Annotated in this window: 18 protein-coding genes and 1 tRNA gene; 11 read left to right on the top strand and 8 right to left on the bottom strand. The window is 45.2% G+C overall.

Annotated elements, in window-relative coordinates:
- The first annotated feature begins 3 nt into the window (after positions 1–3).
- Entirely contained in the window at positions 4–2112 is a 2109-nt protein-coding gene (locus ACX0G9_RS23765) for a glycoside hydrolase family 97 protein (RefSeq protein WP_459067464.1), read from the top strand.
- 30 nt (positions 2113–2142) lie between these two features.
- On the opposite strand, the gene ACX0G9_RS23760 is transcribed toward ACX0G9_RS23765, so the two are convergent.
- A complete protein-coding gene (locus ACX0G9_RS23760) occupies positions 2143–3771 on the bottom strand; it encodes a DUF6377 domain-containing protein (RefSeq protein ID WP_459067463.1) in 1629 nt (542 codons plus the stop codon).
- A gap of 184 nt (positions 3772–3955) precedes the next feature.
- Between ACX0G9_RS23760 and ACX0G9_RS23755 the strand changes: the two genes are divergently transcribed.
- A complete protein-coding gene (locus ACX0G9_RS23755; RefSeq protein ID WP_459067462.1) occupies positions 3956–4435 on the top strand; it encodes a nucleoside deaminase in 480 nt (159 codons plus the stop codon).
- A gap of 67 nt (positions 4436–4502) precedes the next feature.
- Positions 4503–6386, top strand: coding sequence for a glycoside hydrolase family 9 protein (locus tag ACX0G9_RS23750; RefSeq protein ID WP_459067461.1), 1884 nt, complete (start codon positions 4503–4505; stop codon positions 6384–6386).
- Positions 6387–6502: 116 nt separating this feature from the next.
- Here ACX0G9_RS23750 and ACX0G9_RS23745 read toward each other — a convergent pair whose 3' ends face one another.
- From ACX0G9_RS23745 to ACX0G9_RS23735, 3 genes are all read right to left on the bottom strand, one after another.
- Entirely contained in the window at positions 6503–7003 is a 501-nt protein-coding gene (locus ACX0G9_RS23745; protein ID WP_459067460.1) for a hypothetical protein, read from the bottom strand.
- 87 nt (positions 7004–7090) lie between these two features.
- Positions 7091–7297: a hypothetical protein gene (locus ACX0G9_RS23740; protein ID WP_459067459.1), complete on the bottom strand. Its 207-nt coding sequence runs from the start codon at positions 7295–7297 to the stop codon at positions 7091–7093.
- A 237-nt stretch (positions 7298–7534) separates the two neighbouring features.
- Entirely contained in the window at positions 7535–9067 is a 1533-nt protein-coding gene (locus tag ACX0G9_RS23735; protein ID WP_459067458.1) for a hypothetical protein, read from the bottom strand.
- A gap of 311 nt (positions 9068–9378) precedes the next feature.
- Between ACX0G9_RS23735 and rbsK the strand changes: the two genes are divergently transcribed.
- The 3 genes from rbsK (at position 9379) to ACX0G9_RS23720 (ending at position 13019) form a co-directional block, all read left to right on the top strand.
- Positions 9379–10296 carry a ribokinase gene (gene rbsK, locus ACX0G9_RS23730; RefSeq protein WP_459067457.1) on the top strand — a complete coding sequence of 306 codons (918 nt, stop codon included), beginning with the start codon at positions 9379–9381 and terminating at the stop codon, positions 10294–10296.
- Positions 10297–10385: 89 nt separating this feature from the next.
- The gene (locus ACX0G9_RS23725) at positions 10386–12005 is read left to right on the top strand and encodes an ADP-ribosylglycohydrolase family protein (RefSeq protein ID WP_459067456.1); all 1620 of its coding nucleotides are present in this window, start codon (positions 10386–10388) and stop codon (positions 12003–12005) included.
- A 3-nt stretch (positions 12006–12008) separates the two neighbouring features.
- A complete protein-coding gene (locus ACX0G9_RS23720; protein ID WP_459067455.1) occupies positions 12009–13019 on the top strand; it encodes a GRP family sugar transporter in 1011 nt (336 codons plus the stop codon).
- Here ACX0G9_RS23720 and ACX0G9_RS23715 read toward each other — a convergent pair.
- From ACX0G9_RS23715 to ACX0G9_RS23705, 3 genes are all read right to left on the bottom strand, one after another.
- A complete protein-coding gene (locus tag ACX0G9_RS23715) occupies positions 13000–14181 on the bottom strand; it encodes an epoxide hydrolase family protein (protein WP_459067454.1) in 1182 nt (393 codons plus the stop codon). The genes ACX0G9_RS23720 and ACX0G9_RS23715 overlap by 20 nt on opposite strands.
- A 62-nt stretch (positions 14182–14243) precedes the next feature.
- Positions 14244–15008 carry a DUF6597 domain-containing transcriptional factor gene (locus ACX0G9_RS23710; RefSeq protein ID WP_459067453.1) on the bottom strand — a complete coding sequence of 255 codons (765 nt, stop codon included), beginning with the start codon at positions 15006–15008 and terminating at the stop codon, positions 14244–14246.
- A gap of 232 nt (positions 15009–15240) precedes the next feature.
- Positions 15241–15345 carry a hypothetical protein gene (locus tag ACX0G9_RS23705; RefSeq protein WP_459067452.1) on the bottom strand — a complete coding sequence of 35 codons (105 nt, stop codon included), beginning with the start codon at positions 15343–15345 and terminating at the stop codon, positions 15241–15243.
- A gap of 213 nt (positions 15346–15558) precedes the next feature.
- Here ACX0G9_RS23705 and ACX0G9_RS23700 point away from each other — a divergent pair, with 213 nt between their 5' ends.
- Both ACX0G9_RS23700 and ACX0G9_RS23695 read left to right on the top strand, forming a co-directional pair.
- Positions 15559–15774 (top strand): hypothetical protein, encoded by a 216-nt coding sequence (locus ACX0G9_RS23700; protein WP_459067451.1) that lies wholly within the window; start codon positions 15559–15561, stop codon positions 15772–15774.
- Complete coding sequence (locus tag ACX0G9_RS23695; protein WP_459067450.1) at positions 15768–16058, top strand: type II toxin-antitoxin system RelE/ParE family toxin; 291 nt, start codon at positions 15768–15770, stop codon at positions 16056–16058. The genes ACX0G9_RS23700 and ACX0G9_RS23695 overlap by 7 nt, the downstream gene beginning before the upstream one ends.
- A 154-nt stretch (positions 16059–16212) precedes the next feature.
- On the opposite strand, the gene ACX0G9_RS23690 is transcribed toward ACX0G9_RS23695, so the two are convergent.
- Positions 16213–16286: transfer RNA gene (locus tag ACX0G9_RS23690), tRNA-Ala, on the bottom strand.
- Positions 16287–16376: 90 nt separating this feature from the next.
- Between ACX0G9_RS23690 and ACX0G9_RS23685 the strand changes: the two genes are divergently transcribed.
- The 3 genes from ACX0G9_RS23685 to ACX0G9_RS23675 all read left to right on the top strand — a co-directional run.
- Positions 16377–16763, top strand: coding sequence for a group III truncated hemoglobin (locus ACX0G9_RS23685; protein ID WP_459067449.1), 387 nt, complete (start codon positions 16377–16379; stop codon positions 16761–16763).
- Positions 16764–16806: 43 nt separating this feature from the next.
- A complete protein-coding gene (locus ACX0G9_RS23680; protein ID WP_459067448.1) occupies positions 16807–16980 on the top strand; it encodes a DUF6728 family protein in 174 nt (57 codons plus the stop codon).
- A gap of 58 nt (positions 16981–17038) precedes the next feature.
- The coding region (locus tag ACX0G9_RS23675) for a helix-turn-helix domain-containing protein (RefSeq protein WP_459067447.1) at positions 17039–17356 on the top strand (318 nt) is incomplete at its 3' end.

Here is a 17356-nt window from a genome sequence, read left to right as displayed (position 1 = left end):
CTTATGATAGTAAAAAAAACGTTTGTTTATCTGTTTAGCCTCCTTTTGTTACAAACCGCAGAGGCGCAGGAAAAACCGATCGAAGCCGGAATGGGTCTTGTAAAGCTTCAGTTCCAGCTCAAAGAAAACGGCAGGCCTGTCTATACTGTTTCCTTCAACCAAAAACCGGTTATCCTTTCCTCGCATCTTGGTTTTGCCTTAACCGAAGATAGTAGTTTTTATACCGGTTTTCAATGGACCGGAACGGAACGAAAATCGGTGGATGCCAACTGGCAGCCGGTTTGGGGGGAAACAAAAAATATACGCGATCATTATGAGCAGCTGGTTGTCCATTTACAAAAGAAGACGGCCCCATTCCGTCAACTCAATCTTATTTTCCGGGTATTTGAAGACGGAGTAGGATTTCGGTATGAATTCCCCAAACAGCCCGATCTAACGTATTTTGTGGTTACGGATGAAAAGACGGAGTTCCACTTCGCGGGTGATCATAAGGCTTTCTGGATCCCCGGCGATTATGATACCAATGAATATCCTTATTCCATTTCGAACCTGAGCGGAATCGACAACAGGGAGCTGGTAAAAATATCAACGGACATCGCCGTGCGGGTGGCGCCTGATGCCTATGCGGTTCAAACGCCTCTGATGATGAAGACCAGTGATGGGCTTTATATCAATATTCATGAGGCGGCGCTGACCGGTTATCCCGCGATGCAGCTGCATGTCGACCGGGGCAGTCTTATCTTGTCTTCTGCCCTCGTTCCGGATGCAGTTGGTAATAAGGCGTATTTACATGCCCCTTTTTCTACTCCCTGGCGAACAATCATCGTTAGCGATAAAGCGACGGATATCCTGGCTTCTAAAATGATCCTGAATCTGAATGAACCTTCCCGGATAGAGAACACATCATGGATCCATCCCATGAAGTTCGTAGGTGTCTGGTGGGAAATGCAAACGGGGAAGAGCACCTGGAGTTACTCCGATTTCCCGGATAGTGTTTCTCCGTCCGGCGGGCTCATCCCCAATGGCCGGCATGGCGCCAATACGGCCAATGTCAAAAGGTATATCGATTTTGCGGCAAAAAATAATATCAAAGGTGTACTGGTCGAAGGCTGGAATACCGGCTGGGAGGATTGGTTCGGTAAATGGAAAGAAAAGGTCTTCGACTTCGTAACGCCTTACCCCGATTTCGATATTAAGGAGATCACCCGTTATGCCGCCTCCAAAGGGGTGAATATGATCATGCATAACGAAACATCCGGATCGGCGACGAATTACGAACGGCAGCTGGATACGGCATACCGGTTCATGCGTGCGTTGGGTTACCATTCCGTTAAGACCGGTTATGTCGGTAAGATCATTCCCCGTGGTGAACATCACGACGGACAATGGATGGTGGATCATTATACCCGTGTGACGGAAAAGGCCGCGCAGTACCAGGTGATGGTAGACGCCCATGAGCCGATGCGTCCCACCGGGCTTCAGCGTACCTATCCGAACTGGATGGCCAGCGAGGCAGGCAGGGGCAATGAATACAATGCCTTCAGTAACGGGAATACCCCTGAACATGAGACCATTCTTCCCTTTACCCGGTTGATGGGCGGTCCCATGGATTATACACCGGGTATTTTCCGTATCAAAGGGTATTCCGATGTGCCGGGTAGACAGGTGCATACGACGCTCGCCAAACAGCTCGCTCTCTATGTAACGATCTACAGCCCTGTACAGATGGCGGCGGATCTGCCGGAGAATTACGAAGCCCATAACGACGCCTTCCAGTTCATCCGGGATGTTCCGGTCGACTGGGATGATACAAAGGTGGTGGAAGCGGAACCCGGAGATTTTGTAACGATTGCCCGTAAGGAAAAAGGGAAGGACAATTGGTTTATCGGAGCTATTACTGGCAGTCATGGCCGCCAGGCAAAGGTTCTCCTTAACTTTTTGACGAAAGGGAAAAAATATCAGGCAATAATTTATAAGGATGCGGATAATGCCGGATGGAAAACAAATCCCGAGGCATACGTCATTGAAAAAAGAACGGTGGACAGCAGCACCTTGCTGTCTTTAGCCCTGGCAGAGGGGGGAGGAGCCGCAGTAAGTATTTTTGGCTTATGATCATGATCATTCAGAACTGAAAGAAGATATTCAGAGCGACCGGATCTCCATAATCCGGTGCTCGAATTCTTCATTGGGAACGAAAGATTTGTTCTTGATCTTTGTCTTGTAGGTATTGATGGTATTGACGGAGTATTCCAGGATACGGGCAATTTTTTCATTGTCATGAATACCCATACGTATCAGTGCGAATATGCGCAGATCAGTGTTCAGGAATTCATGCTCTTTTAACTGGATCTGGTCCTCTTCGCGGAACAGGGCATTAAATCCTTGTATAAAATCGGGGAATAGTTTAAGGAAAACCTTGTCGAAATTCTGCAGCAGTTCTTCTTTTTCTTTTTTCAGATTGGTGTTGTTCACCAGGGTAATGATATCCTCCCACTTGCGATAGGCTATTTTCTGCTCCAGGGATTTTTTGAATTTTTCGATTTTGGCAAAAAACTCGGAATCCGCATTAAAGAAGTAGCCGATGTATTCTTCTTTTATCTTATTGGCTTCGGATAATTTATTATTGGTTTCCACCAGGCGTTGATTGATGGCCTGTTCCTTAATATGCGCCTGGGTGATCACCTTTTGAGCGGCCTTCAGTTTGTTCACCTGTTTGAATACGATGATGGCCAGACCGATCACCAGTAACAGTAACAGGGTGGAGATCACCGAATAGATGATCAGTGTTTTCTTTTGCCCTTCCACACGGCTTACTTTTTCTCCTTCGATAAGGGGAAGAATGGCACTCACCTGTACTTTCCGTTGCCGAGCGCCATAGAAACTGGCATCCCCGATGGCTACCTCGATATAGGAAGAGGCATTTTTTACATCTCCTTTTTTATAAAGCAGCTGGGCCAGGTTGAAGATGGCCGCTGTTTCTTTGGTGGACGATTGGATGTCGGCAATAGCGGCCCGGATCAGCAGTTCGATGGCTGAATCGGGCTGACCGTTATAGATATAGATATCACTTAGCGTGGAGGCGGTAAGAGCCAGTTCATGAAAAGAAAGATCCGGCCTGGCCATAAGTTCTGTAAAATCTGCCTGTGCCATGATCCGGTTATTGGACTTTATTTCTTTCAGCCCTCTGAAATAGGAATAAAGAAAAGATCCTGCAGGATAAAGCACCAGGGCAGAATCCAGGTACCGGTTCCCTTTTTCAATATAGGCAGGCGTATTATAGGCATCATTGTCAAAATCGCCGAGGTCATAATAAAACCGGCCGGTAAGGGCATAAAATTCTGCCTTGACACTGTCCGGTACATCTGAGATATCGATCTTATTCAGAGAATCCAGGGTTTCTTTGAACATTCCGGCCGACAAGAGGGAAAAACCAAGTTTGAGCCGGCTGGAAACAATACGGGGGTGATCTTTTAACTGCAGGGCGGTTGCTTCCATTTTCCGCGCATACTGAAAAGCGGAATCATAATTAAAAACCTTGTATTCTTCGTACAACTGGTGATAGATGGAAAATAGGGCGGGGAGGTCATCGTTCTTTTTTTCAATAAAGGATTTTTTAAGAAGCTCGATGGCCCTTTTTTTCTCTGCGTCGTATTTTGGGGCGGCTTCGATAGCCTGGTTGAGCTCCTTTAGCAAGCGGCCATGATTCGGCTGGCAAACAGCAGTATAGGAAAGGAAAAGCAGCAAAAACCCAGAATACAGCAGTTGTTTCATCCGTTCATGTTGATTTTTTACGGGTCGTATGGATCGGGAAAGACTTTCCTGATTTTTTCAGCGTCAGGTAAAGCTCAAATGTAATATAAAACTAAAAAGGGGCGGGTAAAAATCGGGAATCATTTATAAAATAAAGGCTGATGGGTAAAGGTTTTGATTTTCTCAATTAATTGTAATTTTGGGTATGGTCACTGAAAAGGATAAAGTTTATCTGGTACAAGCGATCGAACTGGCAAAGGAAGGGGTTGAAAAGGGTCTGGGAGGGCCTTTCGGATGTATCATCGTTAAGGATGGGCTTGTTATTGGGAAAGGCAGCAACCTGGTTACTTCCACCAATGACCCCACCGCTCATGCAGAGGTGGTGGCTATCCGGGAAGCCTGCCTGGCCCTTGGAATCTATCAGTTAACCGGCTGTACGGTATATGCTTCCTGTGAACCCTGCCCGATGTGTCTCGGAGCGCTCTACTGGGCCAGACCCGACCGGGTGGTTTTTGCGGCTACTCACCGGGAAGCTGCGGAAGCCGGATTCGACGATGCATTTATTTACCGGGAGATCAATCTGCCGATGGCTGAAAGAAAGATCCCGTTCGAACACCAGCCACTTTCGGAAGGGCATACTCCATTTGCCTTGTGGAAGAAAATAGGGAACAAACGATTATATTAAATAATCACGCAGACAGATCGTTACAAGTTTCCCCGCCTCCTACACTGTTTTAACAAACTCTCGCAATATGATCTCCCTCGTTATGCCTGTCGGTACCAGAAAACCGAAAACGTTAATACGGCTATTCCTGCTATTACTGTTGACTCATTTCTCCTTATTCAACCCCATTTTTTTATCGGCGCAATCTATTAAAATCGTGACCAATCATGTGGGGTATGAGAACTCCGGTGCCAAGCATGCTATTATAGTTGGCCGTCAGTCTGAAAGCATCGATGCATTCCAATTGGTTGGCGCGGAGGGCGGAACGGTTGTATACACGGGAAAGCCGGTATATGCGGGACCCGTGAGTAAATGGAAAAACTGGGTTTTCTGGACATTGGATTTTAGTTCTTTCCGCGATGAGGGGGATTTCCGGCTGCAGATAAGACATGAGGGGAAGACGGTTTCTTCCTATCCATTTGTTATCGGCAAAAATGTGCTGGAAAGATCTACGATCTCGGATCTGATCTATTATTTCAAAGGGCAGCGTAGTTCGGGTTTGTTAGACCAGGCCGATCATCATCTTTTATTAGCTGGAAAGACGGCCGATACGATTGATGGTCATGGTGGGTGGTATGATGCTACGGGGGATTACGGCAAACACCTTTCTCATCTTTCCTTTTCTTCCTATTTTAATCCTCAGCAGATTTCCCTCACGGCCTGGACATTATGGAAAACATATGAATGGCTTCATCAAAAAAGCGGTACGGATTATCGCCAGTATTGCCGCCGGTTATTGGATGAAGCGGTCTATGGAGCAGATTACCTGACGCGTATGCAGACAAAAAATGGATCTTTTTACCGGAGCGTTTCTGCACCGGGCGCCGGGAAACTGGCCAGGGACAGAGTGATACGAGGCGAGGACAAGGGATACCGGATCAAAAAATCCGATAAGGATCAGACTTTCGGAAATAATAACCCGGCCGGTGACTGGCGGGGTTATCAGGCAAGTTACCGTTCAGGCGGCGGGATGGCTATTGCGGCGCTCGCTATCGCCTCGACTTATGATACCTGCGGTGATTTCAGTAATGCCGCTTATTTACAGGCGGCTGAAAAGGCCTTTGTCTTTCTGGAAGGAAATAATACGGCGATGACCAATGACGGAAAAGAAAATATCGTTGATGATTATTGCGCCCTGATGGCGGCAACGGAGCTGGTGAAGGCTACAAAAAAAGAAGTTTATAAAAAGGCGGCGGAGAAAAGGGCGATCCGCCTTATAGCCCGTTTGCAAACATGGAAGGGATATACCGATTATTGGCGGGCTGACGATCAGGACCGTCCTTTCTTTCATCCGGCAGATGCGGGGCTGCCGGTGGTCAGTTTGCTGAATTTTTATCCTTTGGCAGGAAATGATCTGCAGCGTCGTCTGAAAGAAGTGGTGAGAAGATCGCTAAGGCATGAATTGGCTATTACCCATGAGGTGAATAATCCATTTGGTTACAGCCGTCAATTGGTCCAGGATACGGCCGGTAACCGCCACAGTGCCTTTTTCTTTCCTCATGGAAGCGAAGCTTCTCCCTGGTGGCAGGGTGAAAATGCACGGTTAGGATCCATGGCTACAGCAGCGCGGCTTTCTGCAGGATTGTTCCCAGAGGATAAATCCTTTCAGGATAGTCTTAGGAATTTTGCCCTTGACCAGCTGAATTGGATTTTAGGTTTGAATCCTTATGATGCCTGTATGCTGCAGGGTACCGGTCATAATAATCCCGCTTATGCATTTTTCGGCACGTTTGAATATACCAATGCCCCTGGTGGGATTGTAAATGGAGTCACTTCCGGATTAGAAGATGAAGAGGGTATTGATTTTAACCTGGCTTATGCCCAAACCGGAAAAGATAATGACTGGCGATGGGTCGAGCAGTGGCTGCCGCATGCTTCCTGGTATTTACTCGCGGTTTCCGCTGGGGAATGAAGGGAAAACAGATTAAGGAAAACAGATTAAGGAAAACTGATTAAGGAAAACTGATTGATAACAGACGGGGCTCTCCAATCCTGGAGAGCCCCGTCTGTTTATGTGGTATACGAATCCTAATTTTTCTTGTAGGTTTGTTTGTATACTTCCCAGTTGTCATTGTCTACCGATCTCAGGATCAAGGTAGATGTCTCATTTTCCAAAGAAACATAATAACAGTTCTGCCCGTCACCGTTGAGTTCGAACAATTCGGTGATCCAATATCGGGCATAATCCTTTTTCAGATCTATCATCAGGTTGAGGGGTAACTGTGAGGATAGGATATTCCGGACAACAGCCAGTAATTCTCCTTTATCTGAATAGAAGGCGAACAAAACCATGTTATTCATCCGGAAAGTCAGTTTGGTGAACTTTCCATTGACTTCGGTACTTACGATCTCGGCATTACGGAATTCCTTTTTGAAGGAGGTTTTCACCTGCCAGCTCAATTCATCTGTTTTGGAGATTGGTGTGGCAAAACTGTAAGTAGTACATACGGTTAATAATAAGGCTAAAACGAAGGCGGCTTTTTTACTCCTGTTGACGATGGTCTGGCGGAGTGTGTTGATCTGTTTCATAATGTTATTTTTAGAAGTTTTAAGTTTTTATTGATTTTTTGTTTTTCTTGTTCCTTTGCATAACAAAGATAGGTGGTTTGATAGGTACTATGCAATATATAGTACATTGAATGGCATGATACCGGGATGAACGGTAAGAATCAAGGGATGAGCTGCAAATGCTGCGGCTAAAACCCTATTTTCTGTTTGTTTTTTATTCATAATGCTGTGTTTTTGCTTTTTGATCGAATTACTTGTTTCGACACCAGGGAGAATGCCATCGGGATGCCATAAAATTGAATAGCTGATAATCAATAAGTTATGATTTTAGCGGATTTGGGGGGCGTACGGTTTTGCGAACCGACTGTACGGTTTTGATATGACTTTGACTTGTCCTGGTATAGCTATACACGTGAAAGAATAAATCCTACAAACGGCTATACAGGAGCTTTTAGAAGGCTATTTAGGCCGTGAAGGACCAAGATACTGTTTTTTTGATGCTCTGACTTGTCCTGGTATAGCTATACACGTGTGGCTTTCGATCGTGTGAGCTTACAGACCGGGAGTGAATTTATTCCGGAGAAGAATTCCAAAATCGGTCTTGCAAATTTTGGATTCTATCCAGGCGGAAAAGTCGAATATCCGGAGGATCTGGATCTCGTATTTATCGGTCATGATCGCCTCGAATTGCCGTTGGAATGGCTGCCAAAGGGCTGACCGTTCTTCTTTCGAGGAAGAACCTGCGCCCGGGGAGAGCCGGATAAACCGGAAGATGATCTTTTCCAATTGATAAGTCTTGCTTCTGCTGTTCTTCATTCCCCGCCTGACTGACCGGATCTCAGCTTCAATGAAATCATCGTTGTTCAATTCATATTGTACCAGCAAATGGATCAGCCTGAATGTCTGGTATATGGGAAGGTTATAATAGCGCCTGCTATCCAGCAGCACTTTACTCAGATAGTGGTGCGCAGCGCCCATATCTTTGTTGCTGAAATAGATCAGAGCCGTATACAGGTAGACTTCGGCCTGTTTGTCCGGATCAATGACGGATATGTTTTTGAATAAAGTTTGCCCGGAGTTTTCTTTCAGACGGATGACCTTTTTAAATTCCCCCCTGTCCAACAAACCTGCCACTTCATATACATACGTAACTTTTTGGATCATCACCTGCAGATAGACGGAGTTCTTTTTTAGTTGCTGGAGTTTGCGGATAAAATAGTCAAGGTCATTATACTGCCGTATGGCCCGCAAGCTTTGCAGGATTCCCTCGATGACAAAGAGATAATCCAGGGGCGAGTCGATCCATAAATGCTGATGTTCTTCCAACAGGGAATTCAATTCATAGTAAGCCTTTAGTGCCGGTTTGTAGTCATTAATGGCAATAAAGTACTGAGCCTGGAACAGCAGGTGGATCTTTTGAGTCTCGAAGGTTTCGATCACCGGGTTGGAAACCAGCCCGATCTCGCTTATGACCAGGTCGTTCAATTCTCTTTTATGTTCTTCAGTCCTTATATTGCCTTTGTGTACAACCCGGTGTCTGAGTAATTCATACAGGGAAGTATGCTGGTGATGTGTCCTGGCATATTTCAGCAATTCCTGGACCTTCATTTGTTTCTGAATAAGCCGGGGTTCTGTGATGTTATGAAAATTCAGATTGGACAGGTAATTCAATTCCATCGTGGCGGCCCATAACTGAACAATATATTGCTCAAATTCTTCTGCAGCTGACTGTATCTTTTCCAACTGGTGGAATCCTTCTTCATACAATGATCTTTCAAAAAGGATATCTACTTTCAGCAATCCGGTCATCAGGTATGTGCTTTTGTCTTCCTGCATCCTCAGCCGCAGCAAACAGTCGGTGAGCACCTTGTAAAGATGTTTGACAGTGGTTTCATATGACGCCTTTGGCCTTGTCTTCAGAAAGACTTTTTTCAGTACTTCATCTTTTTCAGCCTTTACAATGATGGTAAATAGATGCAGATAATCTTTGGGGCCTTTTTGAAGGGCAGTTTGCAGTTTGAAATAACGTTTTTCGGTTCTTGAAAGGGAGTTGATCAGCAATACAAGACTAGCTGTTTTGGCCATATTCAGGGTGATTAAAGGGTTTGGGGCTTTTTTATTGGGGATTTCCTGATTTTATACCTTTTATACGTGGGATTGTCTGTTTTGAACAATCTATTTTGATCTGTTCGTGGTGTTTTTTTTCGATAATTTCCCATTTTTATTGCCTTTTGCGTTCACCAAATTAACGAAAAGAGAAGAAAATATGAATTCAGGATTGTCTATTATGTATATTAATTGGTATCGATATATTTTCATCAACCTATACATTTGAAGGAGAAATCTAAAAAACGGGTTATCAGAACCCTGGAAATCAGAAAACGATTAAAGCCATTATGAAGCCATCCATCTTAGTTATCGGAAGTTCGAATACCGATATGGTCATTAAAGCGGATCATCTTCCTGCTGCTGGTGAAACGATTCTGGGAGGTGTGTTTTTTATGAACCCTGGCGGAAAAGGCGCTAATCAGGCCGTCGCTGCCGCCCGTCTAGGAGGAAGGGTAGGATTTATCGCCAAAACAGGCAACGATATCTTCGGTCGGCAATCCATACAGTTGTTCGAAGAAGAGGGCATCAATACGTCTTACATTATTTCCGATCCCAAACATCCTTCCGGAGTCGCCCTGATCACCGTGGACGCTAAAGCGGAGAACTGCATCGTTGTAGCCTCCGGCGCGAATGCTACCCTGAATGCAAACGATCTTCAAAAGGCCAGGGATTATATCCGGGAAGCCTCCATTATCCTGATGCAACTGGAAACTCCCGTGGAAGCACTGGAGTTTGTGGTTGGTTTGATGGCCGGTACCCAAACCAGGCTGGTCTTAAATCCTGCGCCTGTTTGCCCGCTGTCGGATGCCCTCCTTGGTAAAATATCCATTATCACTCCCAATAAGAAGGAAGCAGAAATGCTTACCGGTATACAGATTACCGATGACCAGTCAGCAGAAAATGCTGCCAGGGCGCTAATCGCAAAAGGGGTGGAAACGGTCGTTATTACGCTGGGCTCACGGGGCGCCTTGCTCTTCCAGGGAGAGGCAGGTAGGATGATAACCGCACCAAAGGTGGAGGCAGTGGATACTACGGCGGCCGGCGATGTGTTCAATGGAGCATTGGTGGTAGCCTTGTCTGAAGGAAAAGAGATGGAGGATGCCGTTAGTTTTGCCTGCCGGGCCTCGGCCATCTCGGTGACCAGACTTGGGGCGCAATCTTCGGCTCCATTCAGAAAGGAGCTGGATGCTTTTACCGGTAAATGACCGATGGGAAATGTGATTGGCTGAAAATGAAATGAGCTGTAGATAAAATATTGTAGAAAATATAATTCATTGCAAATAACCAACGCTTTATGAAGAAAAAATTTGTTTGGATAATGGCAGGCCTGCTTTCTATGGCCGGTCTGGCCGCTGATTCCGGATTCGCACAAGACAAGACAATTGTTCAAAAAAAACCGGTTAATCAAAACAAGAAGGTAATAACGCAATCGGCGCTACGGGATAAGATCAGAGGAGGATGGGCGGGACAGACCATCGGGGTGACCTTTGGGGGACCCTATGAGTTCCGGTTCGATGGTACCTTTATCCAGGAATACCAACCTCTGCTCTGGTATGACGGATACCTGAAAAAAACCATGCTCGATAATCCTGGTCTGTATGATGATCTCTATATGGACCTGACCTTCGTGGATGTTTTTGAAAAATACGGACTGGATGCGCCGGTGGATTCTTTTGCCAATGCCTTTGCCAATGCGGGTTACATGCTGTGGCATGCCAATCAGGCTGGCAGATATAATATTCTGAACGGGATAAAGGCACCGGCATCGGGGAACTGGGCGAACAATCCTCACGCCGATGATATCGACTATCAGATAGAGGCCGACTATGCGGGACTCATGAGCCCAGGCATGCCCAATACTGCCAGTACCATCAGCGATAAGATCGGGCATATCATGAATTATGGTGACGGTTGGTATGGTGGTGTTTATATAGGCGCGATGTACAGCCTGGCTTTCATCACCAGTGATATCGAAAAGATCGTGGGGCAGGCGCTGAAGGCCATCCCAATAAAAAGTACCTATTACCAATGCATCGCAGACGTGATCAAATGGCACAAACAGTATCCGGATGATTGGCGTAGTACCTGGTTCGAACTGCAAAAAAAATGGGCAGAAGACAGATTTTGCCCGGACGGTGTTTATCATGCTTTCGATATCGACGCTAAATTGAATTCGGCTTATGTGGTCATGGGGCTGTTATACGGCAAAGGTGATTTTTCCAAATCCCTGGATGTAGCGACAAGGGCAGGGCAGGATGCAGATTGTAATCCCTCCTCTGTGGGTGGGATATTGGGAACAGTGCTGGGCTATGACAAAATCCCTGCCTATTGGAAACAGGGTCTGAAGGAGGCGGAAGACATCGATTTTAAATATACCACTATCTCGCTGAATAAGGTTTATGCGATCGGGCTGAAACATGCTCTTGCCAATATAAAACGCAACGGCGGTTCGGTCGATGGGGAAAATATCACGATAGCGGTACAGGATATTGCTACCGTCCGGTTTGAACAAAGTTTCCCTGGTCTCTTCCTGGTGACCAAAGTACCTTTCGAGCAGGAGAACATTCGGGAAGTCTCCTTTGATTTTGAAGGGACGGGTCTTTTGATCAATGGAAAGGTTCATAAGAAGAACGAAGACAGTCCTGATAAAATCTGTGAGGCGGCGATCTTCATCGATGGGAAACAAGTGGAACTAGTCAGGCTGCCCACTTCGCACATCAAAAGGAAGGACGGTCTGTTCTGGAATTATCAATTACCCAAAGGTAAACACCAGGTGATTATCCGGGCTGTCAATCCGGAAGAAGGATATGAGATCGACTGCTCTGATTATATTGTTTACAATGACCAGCCTGGAGCCGCTGGATCCGTATCCGGCAATCAAAACAAGGGTGGTAACCATTCCGCTAAAAAATAATTTATGTTCATCATCCAACATTATTCCACCGCAGTCCTGTTTTGCATCATCACCATGCTCTGCTGGGGTTCCTGGGCAAATACGCAAAAATTAACGGCGAAGACCTGGCGTTTTGAGTTGTTCTACTGGGATTATGTGATCGGGATCTTTTTTTTCTCCCTGATCTCGGCCTTTACGCTGGGAAGCCATGGCGACCAGGGCAGACCCTTTTTGGAGGACCTGCAACAAGCAGCATCGGGCAATATCGGCAGCGCTTTTATCGGAGGTATCATATTTAACGCGGCGAATATTCTTTTGGTGGCCGCTATTTCCATTGCGGGCCTGGCCGTCGCCTTTCCGATCGGTATCGGCCTTGCCCTGATCCTTGGCGTGCTGGTCAATTATTTCGGTGCACAAAAAGGGAACCCTACGCTCCTGTTCGCGGGAGTGACGCTGATTACGCTGGCGATCATCGTCAATGCGATCGCTTACCGCAGGAAAAGCGGCAATAATAAAGATAATAAAAAGGCCTCCTCCCGGGGGATTTTCCTGGCATTGGCCGGTGGTTTGCTGATGTCGTTTTTTTACCGTTTTATTGCGGCTGGCATGGACCTGGAAAATTTCGAAAATCCGGCTATTGGAAAAATGACCCCATATACCGCCGTATTCGTTTTCTCCGCCGGAATACTGGTCAGTAATCTGCTGTTCAACTCTGTTTTGATCAAAAGACCATTTGCCGGTGAACCGACCAGCTATGCCGCTTATTTCAAAGGGAATTTTAATACGCACCTGGTGGGTATTCTTGGCGGATTAATCTGGGGTATCGGCAATTCCTTTAATCTTATAGCTGCCGGAAAGGCGGGACCTGCTATTTCCTATGGATTGGGTCAGGGAGCTACATTGATTGCGGCATTGTGGGGCGTTTTTATCTGGAAGGAATTCAAACAGGCCCCGAAAGGCACCGGTAATTATATTGCCGCCATGTTCCTTTTTTTTATCCTTGGTTTAGGGCTGGTCATTTATGCAGGGCTGTGATCCGGGGCGCTGTGAGAATCGTTTCATAAAAAAATGAGCGTACATCATCCACAAACAACTCGGGTTCTTCCAAAGCTGTAAAATGACCACCTTTAGGCATTTTGGTAAAACGCTGAACGTTTGCCATACGGTTAGCCCATTCTTCCGGATAGGGAGCATCGGCCGGGAAAAGCGCCACCCCGGTTGGGATCTCCACCCGCTCCGGTTTCTTTGGCCCGGTCAGCGACCAGGAAGCTCTCGCATTTTCACGGTACATCCGCATCGATGGATTGATGGTTTGCGTCACCCAGTAGATCATGATATTGGTAAGCAATTCATCTTTGCTGAAGCTGTTATCCAGATCTCCCTTATTGTCGCTCCAGGCATGGAATCGCTCAACGATCCAGGAAGCCAGCCCAACCGGAGAGTCATTAAGGCCGTATCCAAGGTTTTGAGGTTTGGTCGATTGAACAGTAAGATATCCGCCTTCTGTGAACATCCATTGCTGGATGAATTTTCCATATTTCTGTTCTGCGGGTGTCATTTTTGACCAGTCTTCGGTCCCATTGGGATAATCCACATCTGTCAGATGTATGGCTTTCACCAGTTCCGGATAATTATTCGCCAATGCTTTGGTAACACCGGTTCCCAGATCCCCGCCAGCGGCATAAAAAGAGGTATAACCCAGGGTATCCCTCATGAGTTTTGCCCACAGGCCGGCAACCTTGGCGCTATTAAGCGCAACTTTATCCGAGAAGCCAAAACCCGGTAAGGATGGGACGATTACATCGAAGGACTGTTCCGGATCACCTCCATAACTTCCGGGATTAGCCAGCATCCCTATCACTTTATAATAACGGTAGAAGCTATCGGGCCATCCATGGCTAAGAATAAGCGGTTCGGGGTTAGTGCCTTTTCCCTTTACATATATGAAATGTATTTTTATTCCATCGATATCCGCTATGAATTGGGGAAAATTATTCAGTTCGGATTCATGCGAACGCCAATTGTATTCGGTTTGCCAGTAGGTAACGAGTTTTCTTAAATAGGCGGGATCGGTTCCGTAATTCCAGCCGGCATGCTCAGGTTCGTCCGGCCAGCGGGTGTTCCTGAGTCGTGCTGCCAGATCGTCTAAAATTTCCTGTGCTATTTCTATTTTAAAAGGTTTAACTAGTTGTTTCATCGTAAAATTGTTTGAGTTCAATTAGAGACTTAAGGCTTCAAATAAAATTCTCTTAAACAAAATTACTGTCCGGGAAGGGTCAGGAATTGTAAAATTCGGTCGTTTTTGTTCGCATGCAGTTCGGATGGATTTTGTCCGGTATGCTTTTTTACTTCTTTTATAAAATGTGACTGGTCAAAATATTCGTTTTGCGGATAGAGTTTACCGGCTCTCAGATCAGTATAAGCTGTCGAGCAGCGAAAAATATTATTGTATGCTTTTAAGGAAAGCCCCAGCCGGTCCTTACAATATCTGTTTATTTGTCTTGCGGTCCAAAATACCTGATCAGCTAAATTTTGTACGTGTAGCGAGCCTTTTGATGCGTAAATAAGGTCGAAGATGTTTAGCTTTCTTTTATCGATCGATTTACTGTTATCCAGTAGCGAATGTATTTTTTCTGACGTGATCTTTATAAAGTCCCCGAAATTGTCCGGTGAGATTTTGTCAATTGCCCAAAACTCCTTTGGTAATGGCCGGCTTCCATTCAATATACCCGATATACTGCTTTTAAGGATATATTCAGCAGCAAGTGGTTTGAAGACAATGCCCAAAAAAGTCCTTCCCGATAGTAAATGGATATCGGTTTGTTGAGTGTACAAACCAAATAAGGTAATGTTTACCATTGAACCTTCCTGCATTTCTACGATCAGATCGAAATATCCATCCGGTAATACGGTATAGGTTATATCTGTTCCGCGGTTATGTGTCCGCCAGAAATGTTTTACAAATGGCTGAAGCCTTTCATCCGGGTATATTTCCTGGTAATCCAGGTTTTTGTTTTCGCTCATGGATGCTTACAATTATGCAATTGTAATGCCACCAGTGACAAGAGTATGTCAGCAGGGATAAGTTTGGATCTAATCCCCGGAAGATCTGATCCCGGGAAATCCTGGAAAAGAGGGTTTACTCCGTTCTCAAACTTTTAAGGATTAACCTGCATTTTTATTAATCCCATTTCAAGTCCGTCACTGGTTGCCTTGACGGTAAAGGTTCCCTTTGATCCTTTTTTTGCTTTAACGATCACAAGAGCCATGCCATTGATGCCTGACGTTCATGGCTATTGAAAGGTTTAAAATCCGTTGCATCGCCGTTATCAGTGGCAACAATCTCTCCTGGACCTTCCACTTCGAAATTGATCAGCGGATGGGAACGGGGAACGGTCCTCTGTTCCCGACGTGAAAGCTAAATATGTAAAGGAAAATGTTGTTAAGAATAGATATGCTTGAGAGTAATATAATTTTCAGGTATCCGTATAACTGATTAAGTATTTGAAAATCAAAATGTTGTGGGGTTTCGAATAATAGACAAAAAGAAGTAAATTTGTATAAAGTCGATATTATGGATCTTATTATAGATTTTGACGGTATTAATGACACTTCCAAGCAGGATTGGTTACTCCGTACTCTGAAATTGATGGGTATAGGGTTTCAAACTGCGGAAAAGCCTCAAACGCTGGAAGAGTACAATAAAGACCTGGAAGATGGGGATATGGAAATTGAAAAAGGTAACTTTATGACTAACGAGCAACTGAAGAAAGAGATTAAGTCATGGTAACGGTATGGACGCAGCAAGCAATAGCCGAATTAAAAAAAGCATATAAATACATCAGCCAGGATTCTCCGCAAAACGCGAAAAAAGTGATTGATGAAATAATTCTCCTAACCGACAAATTACCGGATCAGCCGGAAATATTCCCTCCCGATAAGTTAAAGAAGAATAATGACGGTAGTTGGCGAGCTTTTGAAAAGTTTCGGTACCGGATTTCATACCGCATAACTGCGAAAGATATTCGAATTGTTCGTATGCGGCATACAAGTAGGACCCCTCTTCAATATTAGCACAATACAATGGTAACTCTAATTCTTGTGGCCGAACTTCGGGGGAGCCGTCACTGGATGAGATCTTCAGGTAAATACCAAATCCAATAAAAGTACCCAGCCAGCTTACAAATGAAAAAGCGGAAAATCATAAATGATTTCCCGCTTTTTTGGGTGGAGAGTATCGGGGTCGAACCGACGACCTCTTGCATGCCATGCAAGCGCTCTAGCCAACTGAGCTAACCCCCCCTTTTCCCTTTTGGGACTGCAAATATATATGATTTTGGGTAAAAATAAATTTTGGAAGGGGATAATTGTGAATCTTACCTAGTTTTGCATATGGAACTATCCAAAAAAGATATTGAAAGCCGGCAGGATGTTCAAAGGCTGATCGATTCGTTTTATGCCAAGGTAAGGATGGATGGGACGATCGGTTACATTTTTAACGATATTGCCAGAGTTGACTGGGAGCACCATTTGCCCATTATGTATGATTTCTGGGAGGGCGTATTATTTCAGAAAACAGGTTATTCCGGCAATCCTATGGTTGTCCATAACTTGCTGAACCAGAAATCCCCCTTACGGAAAGCCCATTTTGACCAATGGAAAAAGCTTTTTCTGGAAACGATCGGAGAAAATTTTGAAGGGGAAAAAGCGGAATTGGCCAGGCAAAGGGCCGTATCCATTGCTACGATGATGCAGCTGAAGATTGCCGGCAACCCCTGAATTAAATAAAATTTATCATCATCACCCGTTAATACCCTTATATATGGGAGTCTGGAGCCAAATAGCCGAATATCTTTATATAAAGAAGAAGGACCCCAATGCTCCTCATGCTGGCTGGATAAAATACATGCATGGGATCAACCGGATCACCATATTTATATTTCTTTTAGGGCTGATCTTTATGTTCGTGAAACTGCTTTTCTTTAAAAGGCACTAGTGTCTAGTCTATTTTGTAATGTCGTATAAATGCCGTACCTTTTTCTTCCAAAAAGAGTATGGTAAAGTATAAAGTGACCCTTACCCAGGAAGAAAGGGAGGAACTGGGAGGGATTATCAGCAAAGGTAAACATAGCTCCCAGGTATATCGGAATGCCTATATGCTTCTTAATTGTGACGAGGGGAAGTATGGGGAAAAGATCACCAATAAGGAGATTTGCCGGGTATTAAAAGTGAGCATGCGGATGATAGACCGGGTTAAAAAGCGGTTTGTAGAAGAAGGCTTCGAAACCTGCATTGAACGCAAGCCTGCTAGCCGGACGCGGGAGCGAAAAGCCGATGGAGAATTGGAGGCCCGGCTGATAGCGTTGAGTTGC

Source organism: Flavitalea flava, assembly GCF_054461575.1.
Note: the sequence above shows the minus strand (reverse complement) of the source record. Positions and strands in the feature narration are given on the sequence as shown.